An 18,181-nucleotide genomic window follows, 5' to 3' on the forward strand; every position below is an offset into this window, starting at 1 on the left:
TGAATTTCGCCGCAGTTATCCTGGGAGATGCTGAAGTTTTGATGATTCGGTCAAACTTCCGTTTTCTTAGCTTGCAGTTGAGAAATTTCTCGATTAACCTATAATTAGGATTATCCTAGAAATACATTGTATGCTGCCAGGGCAAATTTTAGGCGATCGATACCAAATTCAAAATCAGTTAGGTAAACAAACTGGAAGACGCACTTTTCTCGCCCAAGATCTAAAAACGGGCGCTACTGTTGTCGTCAAATTATTAATCTTCAGTCCCGATTTTGAATGGACAGATTTAAAACTTTTTGAACGGGAGGCCGAAACTCTTAAACATCTAGATTGTCGCTCGATTCCCGAATATATCGACTATTTTGAAGTTCGTACCGATACCTATCAAGGTTTTGCCCTTGTTCAGAGTTATATCGAGGCTAAATCTCTCAAGGAACAGATAGAAAATGGCCGCAAATTTAGTGAATCAGACCTGCAAGAATTAGCTAAATCTATCCTAGGTATTTTAATTTATCTCCATGGACTTAACCCGCCAATTATCCACCGGGATTTGAAACCTAGTAATATCTTATTAAAAGATCGATCGGGTCATAGTATCGGCAATGTTTATTTAATTGATTTTGGTTCTGTCCAGACTGTTGCTCAACAGGAACAGGCCACTTTAACTATCGTCGGAACCTACGGTTATATGCCCCCAGAACAATTCGGTGGTCGCACCGTTGCCGCTTCTGATTTATACAGTTTAGGAGCCACTTTAATCTATCTAGCTACAGGCATTCATCCCGCCGATTTACCCCAAAAAGATGGCAAAATTCAATTAAATAATTTAGCCAATTTAAGCCCTGCTTTTGTTCATTGGTTAGGGCAGTTAATCGAACCTAGTCTCGAAAAAAGGTTTGTTTCAGCCCAGGCAGCCAATCAAGCTTTAAATACTCTCCACGAAATGCAATTAACTTCCTCGAACCTTGAAAAACCCGCCGGGAGTCGGGTACAGTTGCAAAAAAGCGGGGAGAAAATTAAAATATCTTTACCTCCCGAAGGTTTTACCCCTAAATTAATTTATCTTGGAACCTTTGCTATCGCTTGGAACGCTTTTTTATTAGTATGGACAGGAGGAGCAGTTTCCATTCCTCTGTGGATAAGTTGGTTTTTTCTGCTCTTTTCCTTGCCTTTTTGGTATGTGGGTTTAGGAATGCTTTACCAGATTATTTATTGTCTCAAAGGGGAGGAAATTATCACTATTAATAGTCAAGAAATTGTTGCCATTCAGCGAATTTGGGGTTTGACACTTCCGGGCAAAAAGAAAATGGCACGGGAACATATTAATAAACTGGTGAAAGCTGATGGTTATCATAGCAAAGATGGTGATGGCGATCAAGTTTATGTACCGATGGCTTTAACTATTTGGGTGGGGACTAAAGAATATACTATTAGCAGTAAGACAAAAGCCTATCTGAGTCAACCCGAAATTGAATGGTTAGCAGCGGAATTAAGCCAATGGTTAGGAATACCAATTACTAATAAGTAGCCAGTTACAATCAGCTTTTTTCTCCCTTCTCCCTTTTCCCCTCTCCTCCACTGATTACTGCTTACTGAAAAAGTTTCCCACTTCCCACCTCCTGATATAGACGAACTGTCTGTGATCAGTGTAAAATTTTATGAAGGGTCTGGGTTTTTTTCTCCCTTTTCCTGAGAAATGCCCCAGAGCCAGTGACTAAAATCAAAATTGTGCATCCCATCGATAATTAAGTTTATGAGCGCCACTATTACCGTAGAAAAACGCAAATTAGAAAAATCCCCTTTAGAACTGCATTATCTCGGCGATCGAGTCTTGCGTCAACCGGCCAAGCGGATTGCTAAAGTCGATGACAGCATTCGTCAATTAGCCAGAGAAATGCTGCAAACTATGTATAGTGCCAATGGTATCGGGTTAGCAGCCCCGCAAGTGGCAGTCAATAAACAATTGATTGTCATCGATTGTGAACCCGATAAACCCGAAAATACGCCCTTAATTCTGATTAATCCCCAAATTATCGGTTATAGTCGGGAATTGTGCAAAGCGGAAGAGGGTTGTTTGAGTATTCCCGATGTGTTTTTAGATGTCATCCGTCCCCAAGCGATCGAAGTGAGTTATAAAGATGAACAGGGGAAACCGCGAAAACTGCAAGCTAACGGTTTACTAGCGCGGGTAATTCAACACGAAATGGATCATCTTAATGGTGTCATGTTCGTGGATAGAGTAGATAACGATTTGGCACTCAATGAAGAATTAAAAAAACACGGTTTTTCCGTGCAAGCGGTGAAACCCGTCGAGAAAGTGACAAAATAAAGGCATTAGTTAATTTAGGTGAGGAGTGAAGATGACCCCGAAAAGCGGCGTTTTATTGTTATTATCCTGTGTTACAGCGATCGCTGGTGTGGGTTGTGTCTTTGAAATTAGTTCGGGAGAACCGGATTTAGGCAATACCACCACTGGCTTAATTCTAGCGGCAAGTGTACCATTAACAGCCCTATTTTTTTGGGCGGCGGTTAAAGACACGAGAGCCAATTACAAATAGAATAAATTCCCCTCGTTTATCTAAAAATTGGCATAATTTTCACGAGCAGAAGAGAGAATTTATTTCTCTCTTTTGTCTGTTTTAATTACAGGATAAATTGCCAGAAAAAGTTAAGTATCTCAGCAAAGTTAATAGGTACTTAGAATTGTGCTTACCCATAGCCGAGAGTTGGATATGTTCCGCTTCAAGCAACAAGTCTTCAGTCTCATAGTCGTTGTCAGCTTTATCTGCATAAACAACGCTACCGACTGGTAAATCGAAGGAAAATACTCTCAAACCTCTAACATCAGCAAATAAACCGGTCGAGAGAAAAAATTCCACAGGCTCTCCTGTTTCTGTAACCATCAGATGAATTTTAATGCCATAGAAATATCGCTTCTTACTGGCTTGATAACCTCGATAAGCCTCGTCACCACCATAGATTTTTGACCTTGGCACGCCAATTGATAATTTTTACTAATATATTGCTGACAACCCTTTGCTGGTAAGGACTCTAGCTACAATGATTGATTTTTATCAAGGTGAAGAATTGTAATTTATTTTCTCAGAAAAAATCAATTACTGAAAATAGTTGTCAATAGTAGTTCCTACAATGACAGTTTTTTGTCAAAACATCTTGGGGAATGTAAAAATATATAAAAATATATGAAGATGTGCGGAATATCGGCTAGAATCATCAGTGCAACTTAGTTTTTTTGCTAGGGATTATGGGTGATTTCAAGCATCAAGTTGACCAAGGGATAAAACAGGTAAATCAGTTGGCTGATCAAGCAATTGACAGTATTAAGGACAATGTGCAGCAGATCAGCGAACATCCTACCAAACTGGTGGATATGGGCGCAGGCATGGCAGGTGGCATGGCTGGTGCCACAGCCGGAGAGGTAATTGGAGGTACTGTTGGGGCAGTATTAGGCCCAGTAGGCGTGATCGCTGGTGCCCAGGTAGGCGGACTGGTTGGGGATGTATTGGCAGGATATGAAGCCAGTCATCTTTCCCATCAGATGCTGCATCCAGGAGAGCAAAAGCCAGAGAAACCAAATGAGTTATACCAATTCTCCAAAGTCTGACTACAGAAGTTTAATCCCCCTAAATCCCCCTTAAAAAGGGGAACTTAAAGGGGGATTTAAATTCGATGTGTAGTTTTCATTTAGAGAAATGGTATTACATGAAATTGAAGCAGCCTTTGAGAGCAAAAGCTTAGAGCAGGCGGGGAAAACCCTAGGCGAAGTGGCGGGGGATTTCGTTGATAATGGGTTATTAGGTGGGATTACTGGTAATATGGGCAAAGCGATCGGCGGTCAGGTGGGCAAGTTTGCCGGAAAATTCGCCCCCAAGGATTTTCTCCATCACCATCAAGAGGCAGCTCCTACCGAGGCTAAACCCACCGAATCTGCTGATAGGAAAACAGATTAACCAACTAACAGAACAATTGAACTACTTGACAACAGGGATATTTTGAGGTAAGCCGAGGCTCAGATGTTCAACTAAGCGATCGAGTTGCCCCGACCACTCGTCTTCAGAACCGTGCTTGAGGCTTTCGCCGAGAGCTTCACAGATTATCCTGAATCCGAGTTAGCCGCCTGCTTGTATTTTGGCAAAAAGGGACAAACCCACCAGCTGCGGTCAAGATGTTATTAACGTGCATTTGTTGGTGCTATTAAACGAGCCTCTCCGATTTTATGTTGCAAAATAAAAAAACCAGCGTATGCAGGGGAAGCATTGGGGGGAATATCTAGTTTAGATGTATTTAATGCGTAAACAGTAATTTGATAGTTATGGGGTTTTGAGCCTTCCGGTGGGCAAGCACCACCAAAGCCGTTGTAGCCGAAGTCATTCCGCAATTGAATCGCCCCTTGAGGAAGCTTTTTACTGTCTTTCACGCCAGCATTTTCTGGTAAACTACGCACATCTGCCGGGATGTTGACGACCACCCAATGCCACCAACCGCTTCCTGTTGGTGCATCAGGATCATACATAGTGACAGCAAAACTCTTAGTTCCTTTGGGAACATCGCTCCATTTCAAAGCGGGAGATTCATTTTTACCAGTACATCCCCATCCATTATAGATTTGTGCATTTTGTAATGATTTACCGTTTTCAATTGTTGGGCTAATTAATGTCATAGCTTGAGCACCCAAGCTAAAACCGCCCAATGCAATCAAGCCGGCAACAATCTCTGCTTTAAACATAAAATTACTCCTTCGCTCTGGATTAAGATAGGGGACAATCTCACTGGGGAAACGGTAGGGCTAGTGAGATTTAATAGGCTCTTAGCACAATTATTTGTAGGATGGGTTAGCGGTAGCGTAACCCATGCGGGCTACAAGATTAGCGATCGCACTAAAGTTTATTGAACAGACGGATCAAACATATCCCAGCCATCTCCCCACCCGCAGTGTTTGACAGCATAATACGCTCATTCATTATTGTAATATCGTGGAGCGAAGCCCAAAGGCAGGGAAGGTTTCCTAGAGGACTATTTTGATAGTTAAAGGTTAACTGATGATAGTACAAAGAGTTCCAGCCAACATACTCACAGAAATTATCAAACCAAATCTCATCAGAATAGTGATATTCCCCTCCACTAAGATCAAGATAAATCTTTTTCTGAATGCTAAACCCAAATTTACCTTTACTATATTTTATCCAGAGAGCATCCATTTCCTTAAGAATATCTTTAGGAAAATTTGCTGCTAAAGTATAAAAATTATGTTCATTATTTAAAACTATTAACTGATACCAGATAAAAGCGGTTTCCTCATCTGCTTTGCGCCAGTCTCCTTTTTTTAAATATTTGCTTAGCTGCTGACATAAATTTTCTGTTGATAATTTCTCTTGAATCTTTCTTAATTCATCTACATAAACCTCGTCCAATTCTTCTCTGTCTTGAACTACTTCCATCCGCTGGAAAACAACACCTGGAATTGGAAATCTTGGGTCTTTGCCAATATATTTCATTTCCACTACATAACCTCTGTCTAATATTTCATTTCCTTTTCCTTGATTTCCTGCATGTTGAAGTATCATTTCTAGTATCTTATAAAAGCCCTGTCTAAATCTTTGCGAATTCTCTTGATCAGCAAACAACAGCCGAAAAATTTCACGCCATTTTTCTTGGCTTCTATTTTTCTCATTTCCCCATAACTTATTTAATTCCTCATAAGCTTTCCCATATAAATCATAAACATCTGGTGCTTCAGGCAATCTAATACTAGAAATAACATGGGGTAAAATCCGCGAAACACGATAAACCCGATCTTTTTCCTTATGTTCAGAACCAACCTCAATTAATCCCCACCTTAACCCCCGTTTTAATTGCCGTTTATAGTCAGGAAGTAACTCACAAACCACTTCTAAAGCAATCATTGGGACAGGAATTTCATAAACTAAACAATGACTTAAAACCTGTTGTAATGGTTCATCAATAAGCTGATAAAGTTCCTCCCAAATAATTTTATCCTTCCAAAGCTCAGGACTTTCTTCTAGTTCGGTTAATTTAGTCTCTGCATCTTGTTTACCTAAAACTTCATTATTGAGAAATTCCAGTAACCGAGGATTACCATCTGCTAAATTTAACGCCCTTTTTCGTACATTTTCAGAGATTTTATCAGAATTAAAATTCTTTAACCGATTGAGTTTTTTAGTTAATTCAGCCTTTCTAAAAGGTTCTAACCCTTGCTTATAAAAATAATCCAATAAATCAGAATCAAAATCATAGCGACAGGTAATAATAATCCTATTTTCAGTTCCCGTTTCTTGAATTGACCTAACTAATGCTTCTAAAATGGGGGCAACTTCTGGCTTAAGAATATATCCACCTTGACGGGGTTCGAGATTCCATTCAAAGTCATCAAAAATTAATAAAAATGGTTTTTCTCCTAGTTCTGCTAATTGACTAAAAAGGTAAGCAAGTTTAACCTCTAAACAGTCATTATTTGATGCTAAAATATTACAAATTTCTCGTAATTCTGGTTTAATTAATTTAGACGATAGCTTTTTAATTAGGTTAGATTCATCAATTTGTCGCCACCAAAGAATCTTTTCATAATCAGGTAATCTATCCCACATTCGAGAAGCAATGCTACTTTTACCCCATCCCCCCATTCCGTGAATTAATACCCCTACTTTGTTATAATCTGTTTTTAGAGTTCGTAAACAGTTTTGTAATTGACGACGACGACCTACAAACTCCTCTCGACTGGCTACCCTTAAACGATTTTCATCATCCCTAAATTCTAAGGTTGTAGTCGGTTTTGGCAGTTGTTTCCGTCCCTTTGTTCTTAAGGGAGTCACTAAGGCTTGGGGTAAAGTATTGCTGATATATAATCGTAATTTATGCCAATCTCGTGCATTTTGCTTAATTAAAGATTGATAGGTAGATGCGATCGCTTTTGCCACCGTTTCCCCTTGGGATAACTCCCAATACAAGCGACTTGCCGCCTCAGTAGCATCCTTATCGCGGACATTTTGACCCCATCCTAAAACAGCAGTTGCACCCAGATTCAATAATTCTTCAGCCATCGAGGGAACTACACCATCACTAGCATAACCTGTACGGCAACCAGAGAGGAAAATTAAGGGAGGTAAAGGGTATCTTAATGCTGTAGCAATTTCTGATGTATTACTATAAACTAAACCCCCATATTCGTCTTCAGTAAGAAAGCAAGGTTTTTCATTTTGATGGGTTGCATGACCTGTTAAATGGAAGATATCAAAGTAATTTTTCTCATATTCCCCAACCACATAACTCAACTCAGTTAAACAACCACTTTCTTCTACTCTCAAATTAGCAGGAGTGCGTTTTGTTGCTTCTAAAATTTGCCCTTCTTCTGCTTCATAATCTAATTCGGGTTCAACATCTAAGGGAGAAGTTGCCATAAATAGCACATTTAAAGCACGATTTTTGGGTTGAGTTACTATTACAATTGATTGACTATTAGATACCCATCTAATAGGGATAATAGGGGGTTGTTTTTCTACTAGGAAACATTGACCATCATGTAATAATTCCCACGGTAGATGGGCCAGTCCCTTATCTGCCGCAATGGCAATAATCAACCCTTGTTGCTGAGATTCCTTGAGCGCATTGGCTAAAAGACGGTTATTCCCATCCAACCAATGATAGAGTTTTTGTCCTGTAATGGCATAATCTACGGGAATACGGGTATAATAATTCGTCTCTGCTTGGTTGCCTAAATCTTTAATTTCAGCCAGAGGGAGTCTGCGTTCTTCATATTGATTAGGATTGTCCCAAAAATAGCGTAAAGAGACATAATCCGAGCCTTGAGGCGTTAAGCTAATATGAAGGATTTTCATGTACCTAATCCTCTGGCGGTAAAGCTAACACAGTCTCAGTAATAGCATAATAGCCGATGAATGTCAAGCACAGGGTAATCGTATGAAGAACCTTACATTTTATACAAAACGACGTGCGATTACCCTGTAAAATCGAGAGCCTTCAGTCCAACATTGTAATTGCTCATTACTTAGTCCTAATCTGAATAAAAATCACTAGATCAAGTGCATTGACTTGGCAGCGGCGGTGAGTTCGTCTCGAAACGCTGGATCCGCTAGTCCGATCAAAGACTCCGCCCTTTCGGTTGAGGAGAGTCCCTTGAGATCGACAACACCGTTTTCAGTGACCACATAGTGAACATCGGTGCGGGGTGTCGTGACCGGCCCAGAAAGCCGAGGAACGATCTTACTGATCTTGCCATCCTTGATTGAAGACTGGAAGGCGATGAAGGACATACCGCCCTTCGAGGCATAGGCCCCTGGACGAAATCCAACTGGCCACCGGTCGAGGTAAACTGATGACCGCCAACATATTCCGAATTGCAAGCTCCGGTTAAGTTCATTTCAATTGTGGAATTTACCGACACCACATTGTCATTTTGGGCAATCACAGCCGGGTCATTCACATAATTGACGGGATGACTTTCCAGCGAGATGTTGTCATTGATGAAGTTGTAGAAAGCTTCATCTCCCATGGCAAAGGTGAAGACAGATTTGCCCAGGTTGATTTTTTTCCATTTGTTGGTGACAACACCGTTCTGAATCAGGCTTGCTAAAGCAGGAACGAGTACCTCAGTATGAATGCCGAGATCCTGCCAATCCATTAGCGCCTCGCAGACTCCGCTAGGTACTCCACCTACGCCGATTTGCAGACAGGCGTGTTCAGGAATTCGTTCTGCAATTAACTGGCCAATCTTCCTCTCTTGCTCCGTGACCGGTCGAGGTTTCAGCATTGGCAACGGAACATGATGTTCTACGATGGTATCTACTTCGGAAATATGCAATAAGGAGCGTCCAAAAACCCGGGGCATATTCTGGTTGACTTCCACGATCAGCCGTTTAGCTGCCCGGGCGGCACTGCTGGTGTAATCGTTATTGGTTCCGAAGGTAAAATAGCCGTTACTATACTTTAGACGTTCATAATCTGAGATTTATTAAACTTCTGAAATCGTAGAGTCAGCAAAGAATCCAGTTCTTTTTTATGTTTCAGATGGGCATCATTCAAACATTCATAAATGGCTGAAGAAAAGTCAGAAAAGTTTTCATAATATTTACCATATAAACATTTCTTTTTGACAAATTTCCACAGCCTTTCAATTAAATTTAGATTAGGTGAATAAGACGGCAGATAGAGCAGCTCTATTGACAAAGAAAGAGCTAATTCTTCAACAATTTTACATTTTTGATAGCGGGCATTATCTAAGACTAGAGTGATGGGAATCATTAGTTCTAAAGCAGCTATTTTTTCAAGGAGTTCACAGACTTGAGTTGCCGTAATATAAGTGTCATTAGTAACCAGAATAACTTCATGAGTTATTGCATTTAATGCTCCTAAAACATTGAAGCGTTTACGCCCGCTCGTTGACTTAACAAAAAGTCTCTCAAAACACAAAACAAAACCGAGAAATGCTCCCATGACGAAGTGAGCGGCATCAAAAAAAAAACAGCCCTTTTTCCTTCTTTAGCCTCATTTAGTCTGGGTTCTAGGTTTTTTTCTTTGTAGTCTTCTTGTTCATCTGGGTCAGCTTTAGAAGGAAGAGAACCTATTTTTAAACATTTCATTCCCAAGGATTTTAAGAATTTCCTCACTTGGGTAGGACTTCGTTTTATTCCTGTCAATTCTTCTATTCTATATACAGCTTCATTTATTGTGGCTGGTGGATTTTTCTCGAAATATTTTTTGAGTGTTTCTCTTTGAGACTCTAATTCACTTTTAGGGCGATAGAAGTTGATTTCTTTTAATTTTTCTATTCCGCCCTCTTGATAATCTCGAAGATAGGTTAATAAGGTATTTGGCGAGATTCCTGCTAACTGACAAATTTTTTTGTGCGGTATCTTTTGGCTTTTTAACCAGAGAACTTCCATCTTCAGTTGAACCCGGGGATGAGGATGATGAAATCTTTCATAATACAGTGAGTTCTTTTCTTCTTCCGTGAATTCTAGGTTAATCATGTTTTTAATGAGTGCTTTGCTTCTAATTATGACTCTTGAACTATATTATTGTCTTTGAGTAAAAAATGCAAGTTATAACCGTGCAAAGTATAGATCAACATTTAAAAGCCATTGCTCAAATTCTAGTCGATAATACCCCAGAAGAACAACTACGTAGCTTTGAGGGCATTGAAACCGCCCTGCGAGACCATTGGCTGACTACATTGGGTCCTGCCATAGGCAATTTTTTTTTGAATCAGCAACAGGAACCCAAGCAGGGCGAACCAAAAGCGTAAGCAGTATCATAGGGAAAGTCAAGATAAGCGAGAAACAAGCCGATAAACTAGGATTAAGCAAGAATAATCGATTAAGTCCCATGCTGGAGAAATGTTGCTTAGGAGCAGTGGCTAAAGTCTCTTTTGAAGATGCGGAAAAAGATATCAAAATGGCGACAGGAATGGCAGTTTCAGGCAGTAGTCAACAGAGGCTTGTACAAAGATATAAATTTGAGGAAGCAGAAGCAAAGAGTCCGGTAGAAGCATTGAGTGTAGAGGTCGGAAAAGTCAGAATCAGAACGCCCAAAGGACAACCGAGTCAAGGTCGAGATTACAAAGCAGTAAGTCTGCATGGTCAAGAATGTGCGGGATTTTTTCAGCAAAATGAAGAATTACTGGAATGGGTGAACCGTCAGCCCTTAACAGAGGTAGTCACCTGTTTAGGAGATGGTCATGATGGGGTGTGGAATCTGATGGAGAAAATCGGTGTTAAAAGGAGAGAAATATTGGATTGGTATCATTTAGTAGAGAATATGAATAAAATAGGCGGGTCAAACCAGCGTCTGAATAGAATCAAAGAGAATTTATGGAAAGGAGAGGTGAAAAGAGTTTTAGAGGAATTAGAGGGATGCAAAAAGAAACAGGCTATAAATTTCACCAAATATGTCGATAAACATCGAGAAAGAATACCCAATTACGAACTCTATCAATCACAAGGGATTTGCATCGGTTCTGGAAGTGTAGAGTCAAAGATTAAGCAAATAGGTGCAAGAATGAAAATTGTGGGAGCACAATGGAAAGCAGAGAATGTTCCTCAGTATTTGAAGCTACGTTGTGCTTATCTCAACGGCGATATTGCCTGAGTATTTTTACTCATTGCAAAACTGGGATGCTCCCAAGCTACCTAATAATAAGCTAGGTCATTTCGTTGAATTTTCTGATGAAACATGGGATCAAAAAACTATTTTTAATAAAATATTTCCCTATATTGAAATTGGCGAAATAGATATTTCCTCTGGAGAAATTAAAAATATTAGCAATATTGAGATTCAAGATGCACCAAGTAGAGCAAAAATGATCGTGAGAGGTGGAGATATTCTTATTTCTACAACTCGACCGAATAGAGGTGCAATTGTAAAAATAGATGAAGTAGAGCATCTATTTATCGCATCTACTGGCTTTTCAATTATCCGAAAGATTACTAAAAACAATATAAATAATAAATTTTTATTTCATATTCTTAGACAATCACTTTCTTTAAAACAAATGGAACAGAGGAGTAGCGGTGGGAACTATCCTGCTATTACACAAGAAGAACTAAAAAATATTCTCATTCCTAATCCATTACTTGAAATTCAAGATAAAATTGTTGCAAAAATGGATGATGCTTATGCGGCTAAAAAACAAAAAGAACTGGAAGCACAGCGATTACTAGATAGTATTGATGATTATCTGTTAGGGGAGTTGGGGATTGAGTTACCCGAACCCGAAGAAAACACTATTAAAAACCGAATTTTTATCCGTAATTTAAGCGAGGTATCAGGCGATAGGTTTGATCCTTATCCATATCAAAATAAGTTTAAATATTTAGAGAATAAATTAAAATCAATGCCTATAAGAGTCAAAAAGCTGAAAGATATTGTATCATTTTTTGATTATGGTTTAATGCCGACTCAAGACTATGCTTTTTCAGACGCAGATGGTTTACCAATGATTAGAGTTACAAACATTAAAAAAGATGGCTATATTGATATGTCAGACATTAAGTATATTAAATTTGATACCCCAAGACTTTATCAAAAATTGGTTAAGGCAAATGATATTGGCCAATTCAAGTCTGAATTGCATCACTGTCTGATCTACCTTTATAGAATACCTCATTCGGGGTACGATAGTCAAGACATTTTCGAGGACGATTGTTAATCAAGTTTACGGCTCTTTCCACCTCCTCTGGCTTAACGATTTTAAAATTCGTTCCCTTAGGGAAAAATTGTCTTAACAGTCCATTGGTATGCTCGTTTAATCCCCTCTCCCACGAATGATAAGGAGTAGCAAAATAAAAATCTGCTCCTAGTTTCTGACTCAACTCTTGATGTCCACAAAATTCTTTAACCTTGTCACAAGTAAAGGTTTTTCTTTTGTCAGGGTGAATCTCTTGAAAAAGTTTTTCTGTGACTCTATTGATTTCCGATGCGGTTTTGTTTTTGGCTAATCCTGCTACTAAAAATTTCGAGGCTTTATCTACATGAGTAACGAGAACTCCTAGATGATTGCCTCCAATCATTGTGTCACTTTCCCAATGACCGATTTCAGTTTTCTGGTCAGCAATTACTGGTCGCTCGCTGATATCTACACGCCTTGGAATCCCTCCACGCTTACTTTTTGCTCCGCCTCGACTCTTTCTTTGACAAAGCCCCCGGCGTAAATATTTCTGGTACTCTCCACATCCGTGATAGTTCTGATAGATCATTTGATAGATGGTTTCGTGACTGAGAGATTCTTGACTGGCTCTTTTCAGACGACCTGCTATTTGTTCGGGACTATGATAATCTTTCAATCCTTCTTTGACCAACTCTAAGGCTGACTCGCTGACATTTTTAAAGGGTTGTTTGGCATTTTTTCGCCTTGTCTCGCTTTCAGCTTGTGCTGTGTCAGGTAGATAGCAGCCAAGAGAACTTTGATTCCTTTTTAATTCCCGTGATATTGTGCTTTGATGACATCCGAGCCAGACGGCCATTTGCCGTTGAGATAAATTTCCCTCCTGACTAAGTTGGTAGAGCAAGTTTCTTTGTTCTATGTTAAGATGTTGGTGGCTCATTTTGGGTCTGATTTGTTTTTGTTAATGATCAGACAGTACCTGATGAGCCTTTCTTTGTCAACTCTTGAGGTTGATGCGTTTCATTTTTGAATTGGCGATTTTAATGGTACAGTGTGGTAACACAACTGGAAAATGTGCTTTCGTAACAGAAGAATATGAAGGCTATACTTTCGGGTCTTTTTCCTTTGTGATTAGAGGCGATAGGAACTATGTTGATCAGAAATATTTATTTAATATTCTGTCTTCTATTGTTGTTCAAGAGCAACTTAACAAAAGTCTAACTATAACATCAGTAAGACCTAACACATCAAAACCTGATGTTCTAAATTTTAAAATTCCTCTGCCTCCTCTTGAAAAACAAATAGAAATTAGTGAGCATATCACGGCAATTCGTAATCAAGCCAAACAACTCCAACAACAAGCCAAAGACGACCTAGAAAAAGCTAAACAGGAAGTCGAAGCCATGATTTTAGGTGATGACTAAAAGCCTAATTTATCGGCTCTTCTAGGTTCTGTGTGATCAGTTTAACTTACAATATGATCGATCTTTGTGTCCTCTGTGTCTTTGTGGTTCGTTCCACTCCCTCGCCAACAGGACTGTATCTTAGAATCCATTTTACCCACCAAACCTAAGAGAGCCATATTTTTAATACAATCGACCGCGCCAACTTTGGGGACGGGTAAAAGCAGAGATAAAAATGCGAATAACTGCCAGCGGATCCGCGAGGGGAGATAGCCAAAATAATCCCGAAGATAGATTGACTTTTTCGCCGCGATAGTAGCTAGGAGAGACGGCCAATAAAAGGGCAAAACGAATCAATAACAGCAGCAGGTTTAAAGTCAAGACAATTTTTAAACTCAGGAAATCGTAGCCAAAAATCAAAGCTGTGAGCAGTAAAGGAGTGATAATTATCTGTAATCCCTGAGTAAGAGCTAATAAAGCTAAATCGCCCCATAATTGCCCCTGATAGGAGGCATCTTTGAGGTCAAGGGATCTGCCCCATTCGCGCCAAGTTTCCTTAAGTCCTTCGTACATCCGCACGCGAATCAACTTCGCCCCATCGAGAAATCCCACCCGATAGCCTTTCGTTGCCGCTAGACGGGCCAGGGTGACATCATCGCAAAAAGAACCTTTTGCCCCGCTATAACCGTCTAAAGCCGCTAAAACTGACCGCCGGCAGAGAAAACATTGACCATTGGCCATGACTCGTTGGGGATCTTGCCCGCGCACTCCGGCCGCATCAAAGCGATAGAGCAAAGTCATCAATAAAGCCGGCTGTAACCACCATTCTCCCGGATAGGAGAGGATAAATTGCGGCGACAGGGAAACTAAATCGTAACCTTCTGCGATCGCAGCTTTAACTAAACTAGCCACTAAATTTGCTTGGGGTTGGGTATCGGCATCAATGCCCAAAATCCAGTCACTTTCAGGAGAACTAAACAAAAAACCATTATGTAACGCCCAGGGACGACCTACCCAATCGGGAGGCAAAGGATCATCGGTTTTCAAGCGAAAGCGGGGGTCTTTTGCCGCCATCTCCTTGACTTTTTCCCGCGTACCATCTTGGGAATTGCTATCGACAATCAGAATTTCTCGCACTTCGTAACTCTGTTGACTCAATCCCTGTAAACAACCGTCAATCCTGGCCACTTCGTTTAACGTCGGCACAATCACGCTTACCGTCCCTAACATCTCCGGGGTGGGGGGTTGGGGAGTCAGGGGAGGACGACGACGCGCCCCTTTTAGCAGACGGGAAAGAAGGATAAAAAAGGCAACAGCCTGAGACAGTAGTAGCCCCAGGCAGAATGCACCGAGAATTATCTCAGTTAACAACTTATTTGGCTCCTCTCACCGAAACAACGGGGATTTTTAGGGTTGTTACTTCGCTTGTCGGCACTGTTTGCCCGGAAGCAACAGCCTTGGCGCGATTATAGAGGAGTGTTAAAGGCAGAATACCGGTGAGTAATCCTAAGAAAATCGGCGGATAAATACCGGCACCCATACTCATGACCGTAGCAAAGCCAAAATTACCCAAATACATCACAAAAGGCAGGGTTAAATCTTGACTTGGCAGTTTCACCGGTTGCACTTGCCAAATTAAAGTGGCTACCGTCATAAAAACACAACCCGTACCGAACCAACCGGCAAAATTTTCGTAGGGCATCCCAAAAAAAGCCCCCGGTTGTTCCCAAATCCAGAAGGGGATGGTAGTTTGACTCATGGCCGGATCTAGGACAAAATCCCAGGAAGTTAATAATACCGCCCCGATAGCGATCGATCCTAGATTTTGTAGCCACTGGGGTATAGCAAGAGTGGATAAACCAACACGAGCGATAATATAGGCACTAAAACCGAGATAAAACCAAGATAGGGGGATAGTAAAGGGGACTAAACCCGCAATTTTGTAACCTAAGCCCGAAAGATAACGATAATGACCGAAAGGAAAGCCGGTACTGGTTCCTAATAGTTCGCTACAAAGGGATAAACTGATAGCGGGAACCATGAATCCTAACCAGTGCCACACTCCTAGAGTCCGATAGGCATAAACAGCCACGGCTGCCATTCCTAACACCATATACACCACACCCCCCCCAGCCATTGACCAAGCAAAGAAGGTTTTGCCAAAATCTGGTAAATTGACCACAAATTCGGGATGGGGCAGAACTAGCAACAATCCGGCTAGTCCAAAAGCCATCGATACAATATGACCGATGAGCAGAGCTTTTTCGATCGCAATTAGTCGTCTCATTAAATCTCTAGCGCTGCGAAGGGATAATCATTTTCAAGTTTACAAATCTTTATTAAAGAATTATTACGCAGATCGGTCACTTGCGGCAAAAAAGTTTTACGCGGGTTAGGGATTTGCCTGTAGTACTTCTTTAGGAGTCAGTAGGCAGCAGTCAGGAGGGAGGAAAATCAATTAAATGGTTTATTTAGAGATTTTATGTTAATTTATACTTAGTTTTTTCATTTTTTTCAACCCCCAAAAATTAATTATGCTAGGGGCAATGGCTAAAAATGCCTGAAAATATATATTCACAATCATGTTTTTAGCCTAAAAAAAGGGCATTCTAGAGTTAAGTCCTCTTGATCACTTAGGAATTGCAGCGGTTCTTTAAGAAACTCTCTCCATCAGACTCACTATAATTAAAACGTTAGCCTAGCTATGTCGGCAGAATCTAGACATCGGCGCCTACTTGCCAATCGATACCAACTGGTCGAGTTGATCGGTAGCGGTGCCATGGGACAAGTATATCGAGCGGAAGATAAACTATTAGGTGGCGTAACCGTCGCCGTGAAATTTCTCTCGCAAACTCTCCTCAACAAAAGAATGCGTGAACGTTTCGAGCGAGAGGCAACTATTTCGGCACTTTTAGGCGAAAAAAGTATTCATATTGTTAAAGTTCGTGATTACGGTATAGATGAAAAGGAAGTCCCCTTCTACGTCATGGAATTTTTGCAGGGGGAAAGCATAGGAGAAATCATCAAATATCACCCGCTGCCTCTCTCGCGCTTCTTTCATCTCACCCGTCAGATTTGTTTCGGCATCGAATGCGCTCATAAGGGTATTATCTTCCAAGGCGAGATCTGTCCGATTATTCACCGGGACATCAAACCTAGCAATATTATCGTGGTTCAGGACTCAGGATTAGGAGAATTGGTGAAAATTCTCGATTTTGGCATCGCTAAACTCATCCAGTCGGGAGAATCCCAAACCCAATCGTTTATGGGAACCTTAGCCTATTGTTCCCCAGAACAGATGGAAGGTAAAGAACTCGATCATCGTTCCGATATCTACAGTTTCGGGATCGTGATGTACGAGATGCTCACGGGAAAAACGCCCTTTTTTCCCGATAATTCCTCCTTTGGCAGTTGGTATGAGGTTCACCACCACGCTAAACCCCGTCCCTTTAATCCTAGCTTGCAATTACCGCCAGAATTAGAACAGTTAATCCTGCGCTGTTTAGCCAAAGCACCCAGCGATCGACCGCAAAGTATTACAGATATACTACAACTTCTCGAACGACTCGAACCCCTAGTCAAAAATAATCAACCGAATAAATTGCATCGTATCGATGAAATAGTCAAAAAAATCGACGATTACACCACCAAAACTAAAACCCTTGAAGATTTAGATCGAACCGATCTTGCTCTCGCGAATACCAAGGATATCTGTCTCAAATCCATTTGGCCCGAGGATAAACCGCGCCAAAAAATCGTCTTCCCACGCTGTATCAAGGCTGCCGACGGCGTTTTTGCCAGTTTATGGGTAATGTTGGATCGAGAAGATATCCCCGTCCGGGTTGCTAGTGTCCGTTATAATCAATTCCTCTTCTTACCCACACCCCACCCGATGATTCTCTGGATTACTGTCCTCTATCATCGTCAACAGGGACCCCGCTGGTTGCCCTGTTATTTGGACTTAAAAACCCCCCAGGGTCAAAAAATGACCAAAACCCTTGCCGAAACCGGTCAATACTGGATTTTATTTTTCTCCCTCGAAGGTGGCCCAATCTGTGAAAATGTGATCACCGCTAATATTCCCGCCAATCAATGCCAAATTTTGCAGCAATGGGTGAGAGATAGTCAATTAGCTCCAGTGGGCAGCCCGCAAATTAGCAAGCAGACGTTAAAACAGAAACTGGAGGAACTTAAACCCAAAATTCTGGCCAAATTAGAGTCGGAATTAGCCCAAGGCATACCAATTTAATCGCCATTATCTCGATGGGAAGTTCGTAGTGGAGCCTAGATAGTTCCTGAGTCTGACGAAAAATTTTTCTGAACTTCGGTTAGAATCGAGGAACTGTATGTGATTGCAGTATTTACTGCGATGAACCTATGACTAAACTGCTGCAACAGGCGATCGCTCAAATCCAACAACTTCCGCCCGAACAACAGGATGCAATCGCATCACGGTTTCTGGATGAGTTGAAAGACGAGCAAAAATGGGAAGCTAGTTTTGCTGCCACAACAGATGAGCAATGGGAGCAGATGACTGCGATGGTGCGTCAGGAAATAGCAATGGGTGAAACTACTCTAGCCAGTGAAGTATTGTAAAGTTTCAATACAAATATGGTCATAT

General features: G+C 40.9%; 16 protein-coding genes and 2 pseudogenes. 10 read left to right on the plus strand and 8 right to left on the minus strand.

The genetic code is table 11. The annotated features are described in order from the left end of the window. The first annotated feature begins 130 nt into the window (after positions 1–130). The 3 genes from ACQY1X_RS14925 (at position 131) to ACQY1X_RS14935 (ending at position 2,558) form a co-directional block, all read left to right on the plus strand. The gene (locus ACQY1X_RS14925; protein ID WP_430013044.1) at positions 131–1,528 is read left to right on the plus strand and encodes a serine/threonine protein kinase; all 1,398 of its coding nucleotides are present in this window, start codon (positions 131–133) and stop codon (positions 1,526–1,528) included. A 225-nt stretch (positions 1,529–1,753) separates the two neighbouring features. Further along, on the plus strand, positions 1,754–2,329 hold the full coding sequence (gene def, locus ACQY1X_RS14930) for a peptide deformylase (protein WP_002753471.1): 576 nt from the start codon (positions 1,754–1,756) through the stop codon (positions 2,327–2,329). 31 nt (positions 2,330–2,360) lie between these two features. After that, positions 2,361–2,558: a hypothetical protein gene (locus ACQY1X_RS14935; RefSeq protein WP_002753472.1), complete on the plus strand. Its 198-nt coding sequence runs from the start codon at positions 2,361–2,363 to the stop codon at positions 2,556–2,558. A gap of 81 nt (positions 2,559–2,639) precedes the next feature. On the opposite strand, the gene ACQY1X_RS14940 is transcribed toward ACQY1X_RS14935, so the two are convergent. Further along, the gene (locus ACQY1X_RS14940) at positions 2,640–2,996 is read right to left on the minus strand and encodes a transposase (RefSeq protein ID WP_430013045.1); all 357 of its coding nucleotides are present in this window, start codon (positions 2,994–2,996) and stop codon (positions 2,640–2,642) included. Positions 2,997–3,265: 269 nt separating this feature from the next. On the opposite strand from ACQY1X_RS14940, the gene ACQY1X_RS14945 reads away from it, so the two are divergent. Continuing rightward, a complete protein-coding gene (locus tag ACQY1X_RS14945; protein WP_430013046.1) occupies positions 3,266–3,625 on the plus strand; it encodes a hypothetical protein in 360 nt (119 codons plus the stop codon). Positions 3,626–3,713: 88 nt separating this feature from the next. Then, entirely contained in the window at positions 3,714–3,971 is a 258-nt protein-coding gene (locus ACQY1X_RS14950; RefSeq protein WP_430013047.1) for a hypothetical protein, read from the plus strand. A 221-nt stretch (positions 3,972–4,192) separates the two neighbouring features. On the opposite strand, the gene ACQY1X_RS14955 is transcribed toward ACQY1X_RS14950, so the two are convergent. The 4 genes and pseudogenes from ACQY1X_RS14955 to ACQY1X_RS14970 form a co-directional block, all read right to left on the minus strand. After that, entirely contained in the window at positions 4,193–4,747 is a 555-nt protein-coding gene (locus tag ACQY1X_RS14955; RefSeq protein ID WP_430013048.1) for a YbhB/YbcL family Raf kinase inhibitor-like protein, read from the minus strand. 151 nt (positions 4,748–4,898) lie between these two features. Then, a complete protein-coding gene (locus tag ACQY1X_RS14960; RefSeq protein ID WP_430013049.1) occupies positions 4,899–7,874 on the minus strand; it encodes a GUN4 domain-containing protein in 2,976 nt (991 codons plus the stop codon). Positions 7,875–8,069: 195 nt separating this feature from the next. Beyond that, positions 8,070–9,004: pseudogene (locus tag ACQY1X_RS14965) on the minus strand (acetyl-CoA hydrolase/transferase family protein). Then, positions 8,983–10,025 (minus strand): annotated as a pseudogene (locus tag ACQY1X_RS14970) (IS630 family transposase). The pseudogenes ACQY1X_RS14965 and ACQY1X_RS14970 overlap by 22 nt, the downstream one beginning before the upstream one ends. A gap of 65 nt (positions 10,026–10,090) precedes the next feature. On the opposite strand from ACQY1X_RS14970, the gene ACQY1X_RS14975 reads away from it, so the two are divergent. After that, positions 10,091–11,142 (plus strand): ISKra4 family transposase gene (locus ACQY1X_RS14975; RefSeq protein ID WP_430013050.1). Its coding sequence is split into 2 segments (ribosomal slippage): positions 10,091–10,259 and positions 10,259–11,142, totalling 1,053 coding nucleotides; the frame shifts between segments, so codons are not numbered across the junction. Next, a complete protein-coding gene (locus ACQY1X_RS14980; protein WP_430013051.1) occupies positions 11,114–12,202 on the plus strand; it encodes a restriction endonuclease subunit S in 1,089 nt (362 codons plus the stop codon). Before ACQY1X_RS14975 ends, ACQY1X_RS14980 begins: the two co-directional genes overlap by 29 nt. On the opposite strand, the gene ACQY1X_RS14985 is transcribed toward ACQY1X_RS14980, so the two are convergent. Then, the gene (locus ACQY1X_RS14985; protein WP_430014835.1) at positions 12,111–13,097 is read right to left on the minus strand and encodes an IS30-like element ISMae39 family transposase; all 987 of its coding nucleotides are present in this window, start codon (positions 13,095–13,097) and stop codon (positions 12,111–12,113) included. The genes ACQY1X_RS14980 and ACQY1X_RS14985 overlap by 92 nt on opposite strands. 73 nt (positions 13,098–13,170) lie before the next feature. Here ACQY1X_RS14985 and ACQY1X_RS14990 point away from each other — a divergent pair, with 73 nt between their 5' ends. Continuing rightward, on the plus strand, positions 13,171–13,581 hold the full coding sequence (locus tag ACQY1X_RS14990) for a restriction endonuclease subunit S (RefSeq protein ID WP_430013053.1): 411 nt from the start codon (positions 13,171–13,173) through the stop codon (positions 13,579–13,581). Positions 13,582–13,743: 162 nt separating this feature from the next. Here the strand turns inward: ACQY1X_RS14990 and cruG are convergent, their stop codons facing one another. Next, the gene (cruG, locus tag ACQY1X_RS14995) at positions 13,744–14,931 is read right to left on the minus strand and encodes a 2'-O-glycosyltransferase CruG (RefSeq protein ID WP_430013054.1); all 1,188 of its coding nucleotides are present in this window, start codon (positions 14,929–14,931) and stop codon (positions 13,744–13,746) included. A gap of 1 nt (position 14,932) precedes the next feature. Next, on the minus strand, positions 14,933–15,847 hold the full coding sequence (cruF, locus tag ACQY1X_RS15000) for a gamma-carotene 1'-hydroxylase CruF (RefSeq protein ID WP_002755523.1): 915 nt from the start codon (positions 15,845–15,847) through the stop codon (positions 14,933–14,935). Between the two features lie 417 nt (positions 15,848–16,264). Between cruF and ACQY1X_RS15005 the strand changes: the two genes are divergently transcribed. Further along, positions 16,265–17,809 (plus strand): serine/threonine protein kinase, encoded by a 1,545-nt coding sequence (locus ACQY1X_RS15005; RefSeq protein WP_430014836.1) that lies wholly within the window; start codon positions 16,265–16,267, stop codon positions 17,807–17,809. A 128-nt stretch (positions 17,810–17,937) separates the two neighbouring features. Further along, positions 17,938–18,156, plus strand: a complete 219-nt coding sequence (locus ACQY1X_RS15010; protein WP_287231354.1) for a hypothetical protein — start codon at positions 17,938–17,940, stop codon at positions 18,154–18,156. Positions 18,157–18,181: the final 25 nt, after the last annotated feature.

The organism is Microcystis protocystis FBCC-A270 (assembly GCF_050500235.1).
Classification (GTDB): Bacteria; Cyanobacteriota; Cyanobacteriia; order Cyanobacteriales; family Microcystaceae; genus Microcystis; species Microcystis ichthyoblabe_A.

What these genes read in the sequence shown, in the direction of transcription:
- ACQY1X_RS14925 (WP_430013044.1), top strand. Translation starts at nt 131, where the DNA reads ATGCTGCCAGGGCAAATTTTAGGCGATCGATACCAAATTCAAAATCAG.
- def (WP_002753471.1), top strand. Translation starts at nt 1,754, where the DNA reads ATGAGCGCCACTATTACCGTAGAAAAACGCAAATTAGAAAAATCCCCT.
- ACQY1X_RS14935 (WP_002753472.1), top strand. Translation starts at nt 2,361, where the DNA reads ATGACCCCGAAAAGCGGCGTTTTATTGTTATTATCCTGTGTTACAGCG.
- ACQY1X_RS14945 (WP_430013046.1), top strand. Translation starts at nt 3,266, where the DNA reads ATGGGTGATTTCAAGCATCAAGTTGACCAAGGGATAAAACAGGTAAAT.
- ACQY1X_RS14950 (WP_430013047.1), top strand. Translation starts at nt 3,714, where the DNA reads ATGGTATTACATGAAATTGAAGCAGCCTTTGAGAGCAAAAGCTTAGAG.
- ACQY1X_RS14955 (WP_430013048.1), bottom strand. Translation starts at nt 4,747, where the DNA reads ATGTTTAAAGCAGAGATTGTTGCCGGCTTGATTGCATTGGGCGGTTTT.
- ACQY1X_RS14960 (WP_430013049.1), bottom strand. Translation starts at nt 7,874, where the DNA reads ATGAAAATCCTTCATATTAGCTTAACGCCTCAAGGCTCGGATTATGTC.
- ACQY1X_RS14985 (WP_430014835.1), bottom strand. Translation starts at nt 13,097, where the DNA reads ATGAGCCACCAACATCTTAACATAGAACAAAGAAACTTGCTCTACCAA.
- ACQY1X_RS14990 (WP_430013053.1), top strand. Translation starts at nt 13,171, where the DNA reads ATGCGTTTCATTTTTGAATTGGCGATTTTAATGGTACAGTGTGGTAAC.
- cruF (WP_002755523.1), bottom strand. Translation starts at nt 15,847, where the DNA reads ATGAGACGACTAATTGCGATCGAAAAAGCTCTGCTCATCGGTCATATT.
- ACQY1X_RS15005 (WP_430014836.1), top strand. Translation starts at nt 16,265, where the DNA reads ATGTCGGCAGAATCTAGACATCGGCGCCTACTTGCCAATCGATACCAA.
- ACQY1X_RS15010 (WP_287231354.1), top strand. Translation starts at nt 17,938, where the DNA reads ATGACTAAACTGCTGCAACAGGCGATCGCTCAAATCCAACAACTTCCG.